12 protein-coding genes, 1 pseudogene and 1 riboswitch are annotated in these 15,379 nt (G+C 64.8%); of the genes and pseudogenes, 8 read left to right on the forward strand and 5 right to left on the reverse strand.

From position 1 onward, the window contains the following. Positions 1 to 85: 85 nt before the first annotated feature. A complete protein-coding gene (serA, locus tag J1C56_RS19015) occupies positions 86 to 1,687 on the forward strand; it encodes a phosphoglycerate dehydrogenase (protein WP_214391619.1) in 1,602 nt (533 codons plus the stop codon). Between the two features lie 53 nt (positions 1,688 to 1,740). Here serA and J1C56_RS19020 read toward each other — a convergent pair whose 3' ends face one another. Continuing rightward, positions 1,741 to 2,673, reverse strand: coding sequence for a DMT family transporter (locus J1C56_RS19020; RefSeq protein ID WP_214391620.1), 933 nt, complete (start codon positions 2,671 to 2,673; stop codon positions 1,741 to 1,743). Between the two features lie 195 nt (positions 2,674 to 2,868). On the opposite strand from J1C56_RS19020, the gene J1C56_RS19025 reads away from it, so the two are divergent. After that, positions 2,869 to 4,167, forward strand: coding sequence for an adenylosuccinate synthase (locus J1C56_RS19025; RefSeq protein WP_184767962.1), 1,299 nt, complete (start codon positions 2,869 to 2,871; stop codon positions 4,165 to 4,167). A gap of 75 nt (positions 4,168 to 4,242) precedes the next feature. Continuing rightward, positions 4,243 to 5,745: a hypothetical protein gene (locus tag J1C56_RS19030; protein ID WP_214391621.1), complete on the forward strand. Its 1,503-nt coding sequence runs from the start codon at positions 4,243 to 4,245 to the stop codon at positions 5,743 to 5,745. A 37-nt stretch (positions 5,746 to 5,782) separates the two neighbouring features. Here J1C56_RS19030 and J1C56_RS19035 read toward each other — a convergent pair whose 3' ends face one another. Both J1C56_RS19035 and J1C56_RS19040 read right to left on the reverse strand, forming a co-directional pair. Continuing rightward, positions 5,783 to 6,082 carry a CcdB family protein gene (locus J1C56_RS19035; RefSeq protein ID WP_214391622.1) on the reverse strand — a complete coding sequence of 100 codons (300 nt, stop codon included), beginning with the start codon at positions 6,080 to 6,082 and terminating at the stop codon, positions 5,783 to 5,785. Further along, complete coding sequence (locus J1C56_RS19040; protein WP_214391623.1) at positions 6,082 to 6,324, reverse strand: type II toxin-antitoxin system CcdA family antitoxin; 243 nt, start codon at positions 6,322 to 6,324, stop codon at positions 6,082 to 6,084. Before J1C56_RS19040 ends, J1C56_RS19035 begins: the two co-directional genes overlap by 1 nt. 217 nt (positions 6,325 to 6,541) lie before the next feature. On the opposite strand from J1C56_RS19040, the gene J1C56_RS19045 reads away from it, so the two are divergent. Further along, the gene (locus J1C56_RS19045; RefSeq protein WP_214391624.1) at positions 6,542 to 7,480 is read left to right on the forward strand and encodes a homocysteine S-methyltransferase family protein; all 939 of its coding nucleotides are present in this window, start codon (positions 6,542 to 6,544) and stop codon (positions 7,478 to 7,480) included. A 10-nt stretch (positions 7,481 to 7,490) separates the two neighbouring features. Here the strand turns inward: J1C56_RS19045 and J1C56_RS19050 are convergent, their stop codons facing one another. Together J1C56_RS19050 and J1C56_RS19055 are read right to left on the reverse strand one after the other, a co-directional pair. Continuing rightward, on the reverse strand, positions 7,491 to 9,305 hold the full coding sequence (locus J1C56_RS19050; protein WP_214391625.1) for an ABC-F family ATP-binding cassette domain-containing protein: 1,815 nt from the start codon (positions 9,303 to 9,305) through the stop codon (positions 7,491 to 7,493). Between the two features lie 3 nt (positions 9,306 to 9,308). After that, positions 9,309 to 9,953 (reverse strand): thiamine diphosphokinase, encoded by a 645-nt coding sequence (locus J1C56_RS19055; protein ID WP_214391626.1) that lies wholly within the window; start codon positions 9,951 to 9,953, stop codon positions 9,309 to 9,311. 103 nt (positions 9,954 to 10,056) lie between these two features. After that, positions 10,057 to 10,177: riboswitch (TPP riboswitch) on the forward strand. 44 nt (positions 10,178 to 10,221) lie between these two features. On the opposite strand from J1C56_RS19055, the gene thiB reads away from it, so the two are divergent. The 4 genes and pseudogenes from thiB to J1C56_RS19075 all read left to right on the forward strand — a co-directional run bounded on the left by thiB (position 10,222) and on the right by J1C56_RS19075 (position 15,377). After that, on the forward strand, positions 10,222 to 11,223 hold the full coding sequence (gene thiB, locus J1C56_RS19060) for a thiamine ABC transporter substrate binding subunit (protein WP_214391627.1): 1,002 nt from the start codon (positions 10,222 to 10,224) through the stop codon (positions 11,221 to 11,223). Between the two features lie 145 nt (positions 11,224 to 11,368). Beyond that, positions 11,369 to 12,985 (forward strand): thiamine/thiamine pyrophosphate ABC transporter permease, encoded by a 1,617-nt coding sequence (gene thiP / locus J1C56_RS19065; RefSeq protein ID WP_246591582.1) that lies wholly within the window; start codon positions 11,369 to 11,371, stop codon positions 12,983 to 12,985. Then, positions 12,982 to 13,739: pseudogene (gene thiQ, locus J1C56_RS19070) on the forward strand (thiamine ABC transporter ATP-binding protein); the annotation flags it as partial. The gene thiP and the pseudogene thiQ, both read left to right, overlap by 4 nt. A gap of 186 nt (positions 13,740 to 13,925) precedes the next feature. After that, on the forward strand, positions 13,926 to 15,377 hold the full coding sequence (locus J1C56_RS19075) for a M48 family metalloprotease (protein ID WP_246591651.1): 1,452 nt from the start codon (positions 13,926 to 13,928) through the stop codon (positions 15,375 to 15,377). Positions 15,378 to 15,379 lie beyond the last annotated feature (2 nt).

The raw sequence follows: 15,379 nt of genomic DNA on the forward strand, positions 1-15,379 counted from the left end.
GCACGGCCGCTTGCACCCCACCCGGTCGCTTCGCGACCACCCTCCCCTCAAGGGGGAGGGAACGCCAATCGCAAAGGACCCACTCATGGCGCCCCGCGTTCTCGTTTCCGACAAACTCTCCACCACTGCTGTCCAGATCTTCAAGGATCGTGGCGTCGAGGTCGACTATCTGCCCGACCTCGGCAAGGACAAGGAAAAGCTGCTCGAAGTCATCGGCCAGTATGACGGCCTCGCCATCCGCTCGGCGACCAAGGTCACCGAAAAGCTGATCGCGGCAGCGACCAATCTCAAGGTCATCGGCCGCGCCGGCATCGGCGTCGACAATGTCGACATCCCCGCCGCCTCGCGGCGCGGTATCATTGTCATGAACACGCCCTTCGGCAATTCGATCACCACGGCCGAACACGCCATCGCGCTGATGTTCGCGGTCGCCCGCCAGCTTCCCGAGGCCAATGCCTCGACGCACGCTGGCAAGTGGGAGAAGAACCGCTTCATGGGCGTCGAGATCACCGGCAAGACGCTTGGTCTGATCGGCTGCGGCAACATCGGCTCGATCGTCGCCACCCGCGCCGTGGGCCTGAAGATGCATGTCGTTGCCTTCGATCCGTTCCTGTCGGAACACCGTGCCGAGGAACTCGGCGTCGAGAAGGTCGAGCTCGACGAGCTGTTCGCCCGCGCCGACTTCATCACCCTGCACACGCCGCTGACCGACAAGACACGCAACATCATCAACGCCGACTCCATCGCCAAGATGAAGACGGGCGTGCGCATCATCAACTGCGCCCGCGGCGGCCTGATCGTCGAGAAGGACCTGATCGTCGGGCTGAAAAGCGGCAAGGTGGCGGGTGCCGGCATCGACGTGTTCGAGGTCGAGCCGGCCGAGAACAACGAGCTGTTCGGCATGGACAACGTCGTCTGCACGCCGCATCTCGGCGCCTCGACTTCGGAAGCGCAGGAGAACGTCGCACTCCAGGTCGCCGAGCAGATGGCTGACTACCTGGTCAAGGGCGCGGTCTCCAACGCCATCAACATGCCCTCGATCACCGCCGAGGAAGCGCCGCGGCTCAAGCCCTTCGTCAAGCTCGCCGAAGTGCTCGGTGCCTTTGTCGGCCAGGTGACGGAAGACCCGATCACCGAGGTCGAGATCCTGTTCGACGGCCAGACCGCGCAGATGAACACCAAGGCACTGATCAGCGCTGCCCTTGCCGGCCTGATCCGGCCGCAGGTCTCCGACGTCAACATGGTGTCGGCGCCGATCATGGTGAAGGAACGCGGCATCATCGTCGCCGAGGTCAAGCGCGACAAGTCGGGCGTGTTCGACGGCTACATCAAGCTGTCGGTGAAGACCGAGCACATGACGCGCTCGATCGCCGGCACCTGCTTCTCCGACGGCAAGCCGCGCTTCATCCAGATCAAGGGCATCAATCTCGACGCCGAGGTCGGCCAGCACATGCTCTACACCACCAACGCCGACGCGCCGGGTATCATCGGCCTGCTCGGCACCGTGTGCGGCGAAAGCGGCGTCAACATCGCCAACTTCCAGCTCGGCCGCGACCACCCGGGCGGCAATGCGATTGCCTTGCTCTATCTCGACGCGCCGTTCCCCGAAGACGTGCTCGCCAAGGTGCGCGACCACAAGTCGATCGACTCGGCCAAGCGCCTGCAGTTCGACGTCAACGGGATCTGACAATCGCCTCCCAAGGCACGAAAGGCGCGGGCTGGTCCCGCGCCTTTTTCTTTTCAGGCATCGGCACCGGGCTTGTCGGCTGCCAGAAGTTCCTCGGCGCTCGCCATCTTCCGCCCGGAGTGTTCGGCAAGCCAGATGCCGCCGAGCACCAGCGCGATGGCCACCGCGTGGTAGAGCTGGAAATCTTCGCCGATGATCATCACCGACAACAGCGTGCCGAAGATCGGCACCATGTTGATGAACAGGCCCGCGCGATTGGCGCCGATGAGTTCGACGCCCCTGATGTAGAAGATCTGCGCCAGGATCGAGGGGAACAGGACCATGTAGGCCGTGATCGCCCAACCCAGCGTGTCGGGCACAATCGCGCGGCCGGTGCCGATTTCCCAGACGACAAAGGGGATCGAGGTGACGAAGGCAGCTGACGTCATCACAATCATCAGGCTTTGCCAGTGGATGTCGGGCTTGAAGCGCAGCGCCACCGTGTAGGCACTGTAGACCAGCACGGCGATCAGCATCAGCGCGTCGCCAAAATTCATGTCGAGCGCAAGAAGGGTCCGGAGATCACCATGGCTGGCGGTGAGCGCAATGCCAGTCAGCGACAGCAGAAAGCCCAGGATCTGGCCCCAGGTGACGCGCATGCGAAACAGGATGAAATTGGCCGCGAAAATCACCATCGGCATGCCGGCTTGCTCGATGCTGGCATTGATCGCCGAGGTGAAGTTGAGCGCCGAGTAGAGTGCCGCATTGAAGGCGGTGAAGCCGAGCCCGCCCAATGCGATGAGCAGCCAGATGTGCTTGCGCGCAACCGCCCAGTCAGCCCGAAGCCTAGACCAGCCGACGGCACCGAGGAGTGCCGCCGCGAATGCCCAGCGCAGCGAGGTCAGGAGCATCGGCGAGGCGTGGCCAACGGCAAGCTTGCCCGCCACCGCATTGCCTCCCCAGAACAGCGTGGTCGCCAACAGCAGGACATAAGCGTTTCGTTGCATGCGACCGGACTTTCGCTGGCGAGGGGCACCATGCCGGCCTAGGTGCTGGCTTTGGACAAGTAAATGCACCCAAAGGCGGAAATTGTTGTGCCTGGGGCGGCAAAGAAAGGTCGCACATCCAATTGCTTGGCGTTATAGAGGCCTGTCATTTTGCACTGTTCGCGGCCCGCACCGCGATGTCGGAAGGAAAATAATATGGCCAATGTGGTGGTCGTCGGTTCCCAGTGGGGCGACGAAGGCAAGGGCAAGATCGTCGACTGGCTGTCGGAGCGCGCCGATGTGGTGGTGCGTTTCCAGGGCGGGCACAATGCCGGCCATACGCTGGTTGTCGACGGTGTCGTCTACAAGCTGTCGCTGCTGCCGTCCGGCGTCGTGCGCGCAGGCAAGCTGTCGATCATCGGCAATGGCGTGGTGTTCGACCCGCATGCCTTTGTCGCCGAGCTGGAAAAGATCCGCGCCCAGGGCGTCGAGATCGGCCCCGACCGCCTGAAAATCGCCGAAAACACCGCGCTTATCCTGTCGCTGCATCGTGAGCTGGATGGTTTCCGCGAGGACGCCGCCTCCAATTCCGGAACGAAGATTGGCACAACCCGTCGCGGCATCGGCCCCGCCTACGAAGACAAGGTGGGCCGCCGTGCTGTCAGGGTGATGGACTTGGCGGATTTGGAAACGCTGCCCCAGAAGGTCGACCGGTTGCTCACGCACCACAATGCGATGCGCCGCGGGCTTGGCCATCCGGAGGTGACGCACGACGTCATCATGACCGAGCTGACCTCGATCGCCGACAAGATCCTGCCCTACATGGACCGCGTCTGGAAGGTGCTGGACGACAAGCGCCGCGCCGGCGAGCGCATCCTGTTCGAAGGCGCCCAGGGCACCCTGCTCGACATCGACCACGGCACCTATCCGTTCGTGACGTCGTCGAACACCGTCGCCGGGCAGGCGGCCGCAGGTTCTGGCATGGGCCCGGGCTCGATCCACTACGTGCTCGGCATCACCAAGGCCTACACCACCCGCGTCGGCGAAGGCCCCTTCCCGACCGAGCAGCAGAACGAAGTCGGCGAATTCCTTGGCACCCGCGGCCATGAGTTCGGCGTGGTGACCGGGCGCAAGCGCCGCTGCGGCTGGTTCGACGCCGTGCTGGTGCGCCAGGCGGTTGCCGTCAACGGCATCAAGGGCATCGCGCTGACCAAGCTCGACGTGCTCGACGGCCTGGACGAGATCAAGGTCTGCACCGGATACATGCTCGACGGCGAGCTTATCGACTACCTGCCGGCGAGCCAGGGCGCGCAGGCGCGCGTCGAGCCGGTCTACGAGACGCTTGAAGGCTGGAAGGGCACCACCGCCGGCGCCCGCAGCTGGAACGACCTGCCGGCCCAGGCGGTGAAGTATGTGCGCTACATCGAGGAGCTGATCGGTGCTCCGGTGGCGATGCTTTCCACCAGCCCCGAGCGGGATGACACGATACTTGTGACCGACCCGTTTGAAGACTAGTTTTGGCAGCTTTCCGGCGGCTGATTTGCCGCCGGGCGCGGCCCGGCCCAGAAGAAGAGATAGGTCGACGAGAGAATGGCAGATTTCGTAGCGGTTCTGAAAAAGACGCTGGATGGCATGGGCGACACCACGCCGGCGATGCGCGCGCGGGTATATGACAAGGCCCGCAGCACCATCGCGGCCAAGCTCGCCGCGCTCAATCCGCAGCCGCCCGCAGCCGTTGCCGAACGCCAGACCAAGTCGCTCGAGGACGCGATCGCGATCGTCGAGGCGGAGTTCAACCCGCCACCGGTGGAAGACGATCCGCTGGCCGAGCTGGAAAACGTCTTTACCTCGATCGCCCGCAACAAGGACAAGCCGGCCTACAGCCGGTCCACGCCGGAACCTGAGCCGTACCGGCCGGTAACGCCAGTCGCAACGCCGCCTGCCGCCGCTCCTATTCCCGCCTACGCGCCGCAACAGCGCGAGCCGCTGCCCGATTTTTCCGCAAGCGACGATGAAGAAGCGCAGGAAGGCGACGACCGTTTCGGCGAAAATGCGGCTGATGGCGGCGACCCTTTCGCCAATACGAGGCAAAAGCCGCGCAAGCGCGTCAGCGGCGGCCTGATCGCGGCGGCTCTTGCCGTGGCGGTGGTCGGCGCCGGCGGTTATGCCCTGTGGTCGAACCGCGATGCCTTCCTCGGCAGCGGCAGTGACACAGCGACGGAGACGGCGCCGCCAGCGAATGAAGCTGCGACACCTCCGCCGGCCAATGGCGGCCAGGCCGCACAGGCTCCCGCCAACGGCGAGCCGGGCAAGTTCACCCAGCGCATGACCGCGGACGGCAAGGAAGTCGATCCCGGCCCGGCCAGCGGCAGCAATGGCGTCGGCGAAGGTACCTCGGTTGCGGCGCTGACCCAGCCTGCCCCGGCAACGCCGCCAGCCACGCCCGAGCCTGCGCCGGCAACCCCTGCCACGCCGGCAACACCCGCCGAAGGCACCCCGGCAACGACACCGCCTGCGGCAAGCGAAAACGCCCCGGTGGCCGTCGGCCAGAAGGCGATCTTCTACGAAGAGCGGACCAACGTGGCCCAGGGTTCAGCCGAACCCGGTTCCGTCGTCTGGACGGTGGTGCAGGAATCGCCCGGCGGCGACCTGCCGCCCGAACCGGCGATCCGCGCCGAGGCGACCATTCCCGGCAAGGATATCCAGCTGCGCATGACGATCCGCCGCAACGCGGACAAGACACTGCCGGCGAGCCACATCCTTGAAATGATCTTCCTGACGCCCGACAGTTTCGACGGTGGCGGCATCGAAAACATCCTGCGCGTGGCGATGAAGAGCTCCGAACAAGACGCCGGCAATTCGCTGCTCGGCATCCCGGCCAAGATCGCCGACGGCTTCTTCCTGGTGGCTCTCAATGACACCAAGGCCGAAGTCGACGCCAATTTGAACCTGCTGCGCCGCCAGAGCTGGATCGACGTGCCTGTGGTCTACAAATCCGGCCGCCGCGCGCTGTTCACGCTCGAAAAGGGTATCCCGGGCGACAAGGTGTTCGAAGAAGCGATGAAGGCCTGGCAGGCCAAGGAAGCGGGCTGAGCATAGCTCGGCTGGCTGGCGCGGATGACTGTTCGCGTCAGTAGCCTTGGAACAGCATGTCCAGAGCGTCGGTGATCTGGTCGTGATGTCGGGAAAGATTCTCCGCGGCAACCGGAAGCTCGGAAATCATCACGGCGGAAATGAACTGCGTCACCATGACGTAGTCCTTGCCACGGATCGAAAAAATCGGATTCAGCCTACGCCCAGGCTTCGGCGCCATGTCTGGCGGCAACACCGGCACCACGACGCGCGTGTTCATATGCCGGAGCAGATCAGCCTGAACATCGAGCAAGTAGGTGTCGGCATCCCCACCACGATACAGATCGAAGCGCGCCATCAGAACAGCCGATATTTGGCCAACGGCAATCCGTGACGTTCCACATACTTGTTCGAGCTTTCGATCGCTTCCCTGTTTTCCTCAAGCCACTGGCGCGATTTCTCTTCGGAAATCGCCTTCGCCAGCCCAGCTTCAGCGGCCTGGGACATGTTGATGCCCAGCGCCTTGGCCTCTTCGACCAGTCTTGAATCGAGAGAGACATTGGTCGGCTTGCGGATAGGTTTGGACGCGTTCTGCAGCATGCGATCTCCTGCGATCATGCACACACAGTATGCGCATGATCTTGTGGAATTAACAGGGCTACCGTTCCAGTTTCACACGCCGCACTCATGTTCCAGCCACACATCCTCGGCCTCTTGCAGTAGAGATTGCTAAACTAAGATGTTAGTCTGAAGAACGCCTTTGGCCGACGTGCTGGCTGGCGCAGACGACAGAAACCCGGACTCCTCCGGAGATGTCATGAACCCTGTGACGACCGATCTTCCGCATCTCGGCACCTCCATCGCACTCACCGACGGAGGTCTTGAGACGACGCTGGTCTTCCTGGAAGGAATGGACCTGCCGTGCTTCGCGGCGTTTCCACTTCTTCTCGATGCAGCCGGCCGCGACAGGCTCGACAGCTACTTCCGGCACTATCTCGATATCGCGGAGCGCCACGGCTTGAGCTTCGTCTTGGACACGCCGACATGGCGCGCCAACCCCGACTGGGGTGAAAAGCTCGGATTTTCACGCGAAGCGCTCGTCGACATCGACCGTCGCGCCGTCGCGCAGGCGAAGGCTTTGCGAGCGCCCTATGTTGCTCGCGGCATGACGGTGCCGGTCAATGGCGTGCTCGGACCGCGCGGCGACGGCTACCGTCCCGACATGAAGATGACGCCGGTCGAGGCCTCAGACTATCATCGCGATCAGGTCGTTGCGTTCCGTGACGCGGGCGCCGACATGGTCAGCGCCGTGACCATGAACTACCCCGAGGAGGCGGTCGGCATCGCCTGCGCCGCGATGGGCGCGGGCCTCCCGTCGGTGATTTCTTTCACCGTCGAGACCGACGGGCGCCTGCCCTCGGGTGAAAGCTTGCGGGAGGCGATCGAGACCGTCGATGACGAGACAGACGGCGCGCCGGCCTACTTCATGATCAACTGCGCCCATCCCAGCCATTTCGACAGCGTGCTGGCGGAAGGCGGCGAGTGGATCCGCCGCATCGGCGGCGTGCGAGCGAACGCATCCGCAAAGAGCCACGCCGAGCTTGATGCGGCGACCGAACTCGACCCCGGCGACCCTGCCGATCTCGGCCAGCGTTATCGCGCCATGCGGGACCGCTTTGGCCACATCAAGGTTCTTGGCGGCTGCTGCGGCACCGACCACCGCCATATCGCAGCCATCTGCGACGCCTGCCTTTGAAGTCGCTGGGCTACCCCTCGAGCTCCTCGCGCAGCATCTCCAGTTCGAACCACTCTTCCTCGAGCGCGGTCAGCGTCGCGCGCTCCTTGTCGAGGGCGGCGATGGTCTTCTGGAAGCCGTGCGGGTCGCGCTCGTAGAACGCCGGATCGGCGATCTGGTTTTCCAGCCGCGAGATCGACGTGCTCACCGCTTCCATATTCTTGGGCAGGCTTTCGAGCGCGAACTTCTGCTTGAACGACAGCTTCTTCGACGCCGCCTTGGGCGCTTCCGGCTCGCTGCGGCCAGCTGAGGCCTGGCCATTGGCAGCCTTTCGCGACTTGCGGTCGTCGAGCTTGGAGCCGCCGCGCTGGGCCAGCATGTCGGCATAACCGCCGGCATATTCGATCCAGCGGCCTTCGCTGTCGGGCGCGATGATGCTGGTCACCGTCCGGTCGAGGAAGTCACGGTCGTGGCTGACCAGGATGACGGTGCCGGCAAAACCGGCGACCAGTTCCTGCAGCAGTTCCAGCGTCTCCATGTCGAGATCGTTTGTCGGCTCGTCGAGCACCAGAAGGTTGGCCGGGCGGGCGAGAACACGGGCCAGGATCAGCCGGGCGCGCTCGCCACCCGAGAGTTCACGCACCGGCGTGCGCGCCTGCTCGGGCTTGAACAGGAAGTCCTTCATGTAGGAGACGACGTGGCGCTGCTCGCCATTGATGACGAGGTTTTCACCGCGCCCGTCGGTCAGGTAGCTCGACAGCGTCTCGTTCGGATCGACAGCCTCGCGCTTCTGGTCGAGGATGGCGATCTCGAGATTGACGCCGAGCCGGATCGTGCCGGCGTCGGGCTCGAGCTCGCCGGTCAGCATCTTGAGCAAGGTCGTCTTGCCGGCTCCGTTCGGCCCGACAAGCCCGACGCGGTCACCGCGCTGGATACGGGTCGAGAAGCCCTTCACAACCGTCAGATCGCCGAAGCTCTTGTCGATGTTCTTGGCCTCGATGACGAGCTTGCCGGATTCGGCGGCGTCGCTCGCCACCATCGTCGCCACGCCTTCGGCGCCGCGATGGCCGCGGAAGCGCTGCCGCATCGTCTGCAGCTCGCCGAGGCGGCGCATGTTGCGCTTGCGGCGCGCCGTCACGCCATAACGCAGCCAGTGCTCCTCGCGCACGATCTGGCGACCAAGCTTGTGCTGGTCGCGCTCTTCTTCCTCGAGGATCTGGTCGCGCCATTCCTCGAAATGGCCAAAGCCGCGGTCCAGCCGCCGCGTCTGGCCGCGGTCGAGCCAGACCGTATTGCGGCTGACACGTTCGAGGAAGCGGCGGTCGTGCGAGATCAGGATCAGCGCCGACGAAGTGCGGATCAGTTCCTCTTCCAGCCATTCGATGACGGAGAGGTCGAGATGGTTGGTCGGCTCGTCGAGCAGCATGATATCGGGCTCGGGCGCCATGACGCGGGCAAGTGCGGCGCGGCGCGCCTCGCCACCCGACAGGTCGGCCGGCGACTCTTCGCCGGTGAGGCCGAGATGGTCGAGCAGGTAGGTGGCGCGATGCGGATCGTCAGCCGGCCCGAGCCCGGCTTCGACATAGGCCCGCACCGAGGCGAAGCCGTCCATGTCGGGCATCTGCGGCAGATAGCGGATCGTCGCCGAGGGTTGGCGAAACACTTCGCCGTCCTGCGGCTCGATCATGCCGGCGGCGATCTTGAGCAGCGTCGACTTGCCGGAACCATTCCGGCCCACCAGCGCGATCTTGTCGCCTGAGGATGCCGAGAGCGAAGCGCCGTCGAGCAGCGGCTGACCGCCAAAGGTCAGACGGATGCCGTCGAGATTGAGAAGCGGTGGCGCCATGTTTCAGAAATCCGAGGCGGGAAAAGGATGGGCGAGAAGCAGCGCACGGCCGCTGCCGAGCGAGACACGCAAAGCGCCACGCACTTCGTTGGACAGTGTCCGCGACGAACCGAACGGCACTTCGACGCTGTCGAGCGGCCACTTGGCGCCCTCTTCGCTAAGCCCGGAGAGTTCGGAGAAGGCGAGTATCGAAAACAGCGTGCCATCGACGTAGTCGAGGGCCATTGTCCCCGGCAAAAGCGGGTGCGCCTCCTGGCGGCCGCTGGTCAGGATCACCTGCATCCCCTCCTCCGCCAGCTTCAGCGCCAGCGCCAGATGCAGGAAGGCATGGTCGGCACGCGGGCCGCCAAAGGCACCGACGAGCACGAGCGACGTCGCGCCGAGGTTACGGGCCGCGGCTATCGCCAGCTCGCCGTCGGTCTTGTCCTTGTCGTGCGGAAAGACCTCGCGCGGCACGCCGGCAAAGCGCGGATCGACCTCGGCAGGCGCGGAATCGAAGTCGCCGAGCCACAGCTCCGGCATGAGTCCGAGCGTGGCGGCGTGGCGAATGCCGGCATCGGCCGCAATCACGCGGCTGCCCGCAACCTGACGGTCGACGAGCGGTGTGCGGAAAAGCTCGCCGCCAAGAAGTATGGTGAACCGGGTCATGGCAGCGCATTACCAGTCCGGCGACCGAAACGGAAGGCCGCGACATGGGCAATGGCCGGCAAACTACCGCTTGCGTGACCTTCCGCGCGGCCCTATTTGTTGAACCGCTCTAACGGGGTGCCTGACGCGTTCACACGCGTCGGCTGAGAGGCATGGGGAAATCCGGCCAACCCGCTGAACCTGATCCGGTTTGTACCGGCGGAGGGATTAGATGCTTCGGACGCCCGGCGCTTCAAATTCCCTTTCAACACCCATGAAGGAGGCGCCGATGCGCACGATCTTGCTGTCCCTGACCTCAGCCCTGGCACTCGCCGCAGCCGTCTTTCCCGCGAGCGCCGAAGGCAAGCTCACCGTCTATACCTATGAAAGCTTCACCTCGGAGTGGGGTCCCGGCCCGCAGGTCAAGAAGGCCTTCGAGGCCGACTGCGCCTGCACGGTCGACTTCGTCTCCGTCGCTGACGGCGTGGCACTGCTCAACCGCGTCAAGCTCGAAGGTGCTGCGACCAAGGCCGACATCGTGCTCGGCCTCGACACCAACCTGACCGCCGAGGCCAAGGCCACCGGCCTGTTCGTGCCACATGCCGCTGGCGCAGACGTCAAGGTGCCGGGCGACTGGAAGGACGACACCTTCGTTCCCTACGACTACGGCTACTTCGCCGTCGTCTACGACACCGAGAAGCTGAAGAACCCGCCCAAGAGCCTGAAGGAACTGGTCGAGGGCAATCCGGAAGAGAAGATCGCGATCCAGGACCCACGTACCTCAACGCCGGGCCTCGGCCTGCTGCTCTGGGTCAAGTCGGTCTATGGCGACAAGGCGCCGGAAGCCTGGGCCAAGCTCAAGGATCGCGTGCTGACAGTCACGCCGGGCTGGAGCGAGGCCTATGGCCTGTTCACCAAGGGCGAGGCGCCGATGGTGCTGTCCTACACCACCTCGCCGGCCTACCACATGGTGGCCGAGAACACCGAGCGCTACCAGGCAGCGTCCTTCGAGGAGGGCCACTACCTGCAGATCGAGGTTGCCGGCATCACCACGACGGGCGCCAAGAACCCGCTGGCCGAGAAGTTCATGGCCTTCATGACCAGCCCCGGCTTCCAGGACGCGGTGCCCGAGACCAACTGGATGCTGCCGGCCGGCAAGACCGACAAGCCGCTGAACCCGGCCTTCGACAAGCTGGTGAAGCCGGCCAAGACGCTGATCTTCAGCGCCGACGAAGTCGCCGCCAACCGCAAGGCCTGGGTCGACGAGTGGCTCGGCGTGATGAGCAAGTAAGACGGTCGCCTGAGATGGCTATGCCGCCCCTCATCCGCCTGCCGGCACCTTCTCCCCGTGAACGGGGAGAAGGGACAAGCCGCAACGCCGACGCCCCCCTCGCCCCGTTTACGGGGAGAGGGTAAGGGTGAGGGGCAGCGCAGCCTTGGCCAAATCCAGCACCGACCCCCGCATCGCCGCCGGCGTCATCGCGCTCGCCGCCATCGGCATCCTCATCGGCGGCGCATTCGCCGGGCTCGGCATCGAGGCCGTGCGCAATCCGCAAGGCGCGGCAGCCGCGTTCGATTCCTATCTCTTCCGCATCGCCCGGTTCACGCTGTGGCAGGCGTTGCTGTCGACGCTGCTATCGGTGGTGCCGGCGATCTTCGTCGCCCGCTCCCTGTCGCGTCATCCCGCCTTTCCTGGCCGTTCGCTGATCCTGCGCCTGTTTGCCGTACCGCTGGCGTTGCCGGCGATCGTGGCGGCACTCGGCATCCTGTCGCTCTACGGCCGCGCCGGCTATTTCGCCGAACCGCTTGCAGCGCTGACCGGCGGCACCTGGCCCGGCATCTACGGACTGTCGGGCATTCTCGTTGCCCATGTCTTCTTCAACCTGCCCTTGGCGACGCGGCTGATACTGGAGGCGCTGCAGACAGTACCGACGGACCAATGGCGGCTGGCGAGCCAGCTCGGCATGGGCGCGCGGTCGAGCTTCCGCCTGATCGAATGGCCGGCAATACAAGCGGCGCTGCCCGGCATCGCCGGCCTGGTGTTCATGCTGTGCATCACCTCCTTCACCATCGTCCTGACGCTCGGCGGCGGGCCGGCAGCAACGACGCTGGAGGTGGCGATCTACCAGGCGCTGCGTTTCGACTTCGATCCCGCGCGCGCCGTCGCCCTGACCCTGCTGCAGATAGCCCTCACCGCAATCGTGGTGCTGGTGCTGATGCGGCTCGGTGCCAACACGACAGGCGATGCCAACCTGCCGGTGGCGCAGCGCAGCTACATCAGGGCAAAGGCCGGCGAACGGACGCTCAACGTCGCCGCCATCCTGATTGCGCTTGCCTTCGTCGGCGGCCCGATGCTGGCGACAGTTGCGTCGGGGCTTGAGGCCGATCTTGGCCGGTTGGCCGGTGAAGCTTCGGTACAACGAGCGACGCTGACCAGCATCGTTCTGGCCACGTTGTCTGCGACGCTCGCAGCCATGCTCGCCTTGTCGCTCGTCATGGCGCGCCGGGCACTGGCCGGCAGCAGGGTGGCTGGCGATAAGACGCTGCTCGAACGCTTCACCGACACAGGCGCCGGCTTCGTGCTGGTGGTACCGCCGATCGTCATCGGCGCCGGCTGGTTCGTGCTGGTGCGGCAGTCGGTCGACGTCTTTGCGCTGGCACCGATCATGGTGGTGACCGTCAACGCCGTGATGGCGATGCCATTTGCCGTCCGCGCCGTCCGCCCCGCTTATGATACAGCGAGCGAGCGTCACGAAAGGCTATGCGCCCAGCTCGGCATATCAGGCTGGAACAGGCTTCGGCTGATCGACTGGCCGGTGCTCAAGCGCCCGCTTGCCACGGCATTCGCCTTCGCCATGGCACTGTCGCTCGGCGACCTCGGCGTCATCGCGTTGTTCGGCAGCGACGCGGTGCAGACCTTGCCTTACCTTCTGCTCGCCCGCATGGGCAGCTACCGCACCGACGACGCGGCGGGACTTGCGCTGATGCTCGGGCTGTTGTGCCTGGCCCTGACAATGCTCGCCGACCGCCTCGGCAGGGAGACTTCGAAATGACCTCGACCAGTGCCGCGGTGCGCCTCGACCATGTGGTGTTCAGCTACAGCGACACCATGGTGCGCTTCGACGTGACCTTTGCGCCCGGCGAGATCACCGCGATCATGGGGCCGAGTGGCGCAGGCAAGTCGACATTGCTCAACCTCGTGGCCGGCTTCGAGACACCGCGCGAAGGCCGGGTGCTGATCGGCGACATGGACGTGACCACGGCACCGCCAGCCGACCGGCCTGTGTCGATGGTGTTTCAGGAAAACAATCTGTTTTCCCATCTCGACATCGAAAAGAATGTCGGGCTCGGGCGCTCGCCGGCACTGCGCCTGAGCGCGGCCGATAGACAGGACGTGGCCGCGGCACTTGCCCGCGTCGGCCTCGCCGGCATGGAGAAACGCCTGCCGCGCGAACTGTCCGGCGGCGAACGCCAGCGCGTGGCATTGGCGCGCGTTCTGGTGCGCGATCGTCCGATTCTCCTGTTGGATGAACCCTTTGCCTCGCTTGGCCCAGCGTTGCGTGGCGATATGCTTGACCTTTTGGCCGGCGTCCAAGCAGAACGCCGCATGACCGTGCTTTTCGTGACACACCAGCCTGAAGACGCACGGAAACTGGCCGAAAACATGGTTTTCGTCGAGTCTGGCGCTGTAGCAGTGGCTGGAAAGACTGCGGATTTCTTTACGACTTCTGGACCTGAAGCATTCAGACACTATATCGGCAGTGAACGGTGATGGCACGATCACGCCGCGTTGCCCGGAAGCGGACATAATTTACAGCCAAATCGCCATATTGGCGGTAACGGCCTTATTGTGTCGGCAAGCTGAGTGTGGCTACGTCCGTTTGGTCGGGCCCGCTTCTGCTTTGCCTGCCGCCTGAGGAATTTGAAAGGACGCGAGCTCTGCCCACCTGCCGCGACGGACTGATCGAGACGACTTCGCCCCGCTACGCGCGACTGCTGTTCGCTGTGGCGCTGTCGGCGCTTGTCGCCGGTTGCCAGGTGCTCAACCCCTCCGACGTTCGCGAATCCGGGTTCCAGCCGTCCAACAATCCGGTGACCGTCGACAACGTCACCCGCAACGACAAGCTTGCCGAGATCGCCAAGGCGCAGCATCCGCGCATCCTGGCGACCTATGGCGGCGAATACTCCGATCCGAAGCTGGAGCGCATGGTCGCCAAGGTGGTCGGCAGCCTGACCACCGTGTCGAGCAACCCGAACCAGACCTATCGCATCACCATCCTCAATTCGCCCAACGTCAACGCCTTCGCGCTGCCCGGCGGCTATCTCTACGTCACGCGCGGGCTCCTGGCGCTGGCCAATGATTCGGCCGAGCTGGCAGCCGTCATTTCGCACGAGATGGGACACGTCACCGCCAACCACGGCATCCAGCGCCAGCAGAAGGAAGCCGAGGAAGTGCTGGCGACCAAGGTCGTCACCGACGTGCTCGGCGAAAGCCCAACGGCCAAGGCAGCATTGATCCGCGGCAAGCTCCGGCTCGCCCAGTTCTCGCGCAACCAGGAGCTGGAAGCCGACGGCATCGGCATCAAGATGAGCGGCCAGACCGGCTACGATCCGTTTGCCGCCGGGCGCTTCCTGCAGTCGATGGCCGCATACTCCGACCTGCGCGCGGTTAGCGGCGCCACCGACGCCAGCCTCGACTTCCTGGCTAGCCACCCGAATGCGCCCCAGCGCATCGATCTCGCCCAGCGCCACGCCCGCCAGTTCGGCGCGCCGGGCATTGGCAAGCGCGACCGCGATTCCTTCCTTGCCGGCATAGACGGGCTGCTGTTCGGCGACACGCCCGACGAAGGTTATGTCCGCGGCACGACCTTCATGCACCCCAAGCTCGGCATCTCGTTTGCCGTGCCGCAGGGCTTCATCATCGACAACACCGCGGCAGCCGTCACCGCGACCGGCCCCGACAACACCGCGATCCGTTTCGACGGCGTGGCAATCGACGCCAAGCTGCCGCTGGCCGACTACGTCAAGAGCGGCTGGGTGGCAGGGCTTGATCCATCGAGCGTGCGCGCTGAAACGATCAACGGCAACGAAGCCGCCTTCGCCCGCGCCAGCGCCGAGGGTTGGCAGTTCGACATCGTCGTGATCCGCAACGGCGCGCAGGTCTACCGCCTGCTGACGGCCGCACCGACCGCCAGCACCACGCTCGAAACCATCGCGCGTTCGGTCAGCTCAAGCTTCCGCGTGATGACGGCAGCGGAAAAGGCCGCACTCAAGCCGCTGCGCATCCGCGTCGTCACAGTTCAGCTGGGCCAGAACATGGGTTCGCTCGCCGCCAGCATGGTCGGCGTCGATCGCAAGCTCGATCTGTTCAGAGTGCTGAACGCGCTGGCGCCAGGCGCTTCGGTGTCAGCCGGTGACAAGGTCAAGGTCGTCACCGACAGGTGACG

The organism is Aminobacter anthyllidis (assembly GCF_018555685.1).
Classification (GTDB): Bacteria; Pseudomonadota; Alphaproteobacteria; order Rhizobiales; family Rhizobiaceae; genus Aminobacter; species Aminobacter anthyllidis.

Coding starts and splice junctions, on each gene's coding strand:
- serA (WP_214391619.1), top strand. CDS start 86: ATGGCGCCCCGCGTTCTCGTTTCCGACAAACTCTCCACCACTGCTGTC.
- J1C56_RS19020 (WP_214391620.1), bottom strand. CDS start 2,673: ATGCAACGAAACGCTTATGTCCTGCTGTTGGCGACCACGCTGTTCTGG.
- J1C56_RS19025 (WP_184767962.1), top strand. CDS start 2,869: ATGGCCAATGTGGTGGTCGTCGGTTCCCAGTGGGGCGACGAAGGCAAG.
- J1C56_RS19030 (WP_214391621.1), top strand. CDS start 4,243: ATGGCAGATTTCGTAGCGGTTCTGAAAAAGACGCTGGATGGCATGGGC.
- J1C56_RS19035 (WP_214391622.1), bottom strand. CDS start 6,082: ATGGCGCGCTTCGATCTGTATCGTGGTGGGGATGCCGACACCTACTTG.
- J1C56_RS19040 (WP_214391623.1), bottom strand. CDS start 6,324: ATGCTGCAGAACGCGTCCAAACCTATCCGCAAGCCGACCAATGTCTCT.
- J1C56_RS19045 (WP_214391624.1), top strand. CDS start 6,542: ATGAACCCTGTGACGACCGATCTTCCGCATCTCGGCACCTCCATCGCA.
- J1C56_RS19050 (WP_214391625.1), bottom strand. CDS start 9,305: ATGGCGCCACCGCTTCTCAATCTCGACGGCATCCGTCTGACCTTTGGC.
- J1C56_RS19055 (WP_214391626.1), bottom strand. CDS start 9,953: ATGACCCGGTTCACCATACTTCTTGGCGGCGAGCTTTTCCGCACACCG.
- thiB (WP_214391627.1), top strand. CDS start 10,222: ATGCGCACGATCTTGCTGTCCCTGACCTCAGCCCTGGCACTCGCCGCA.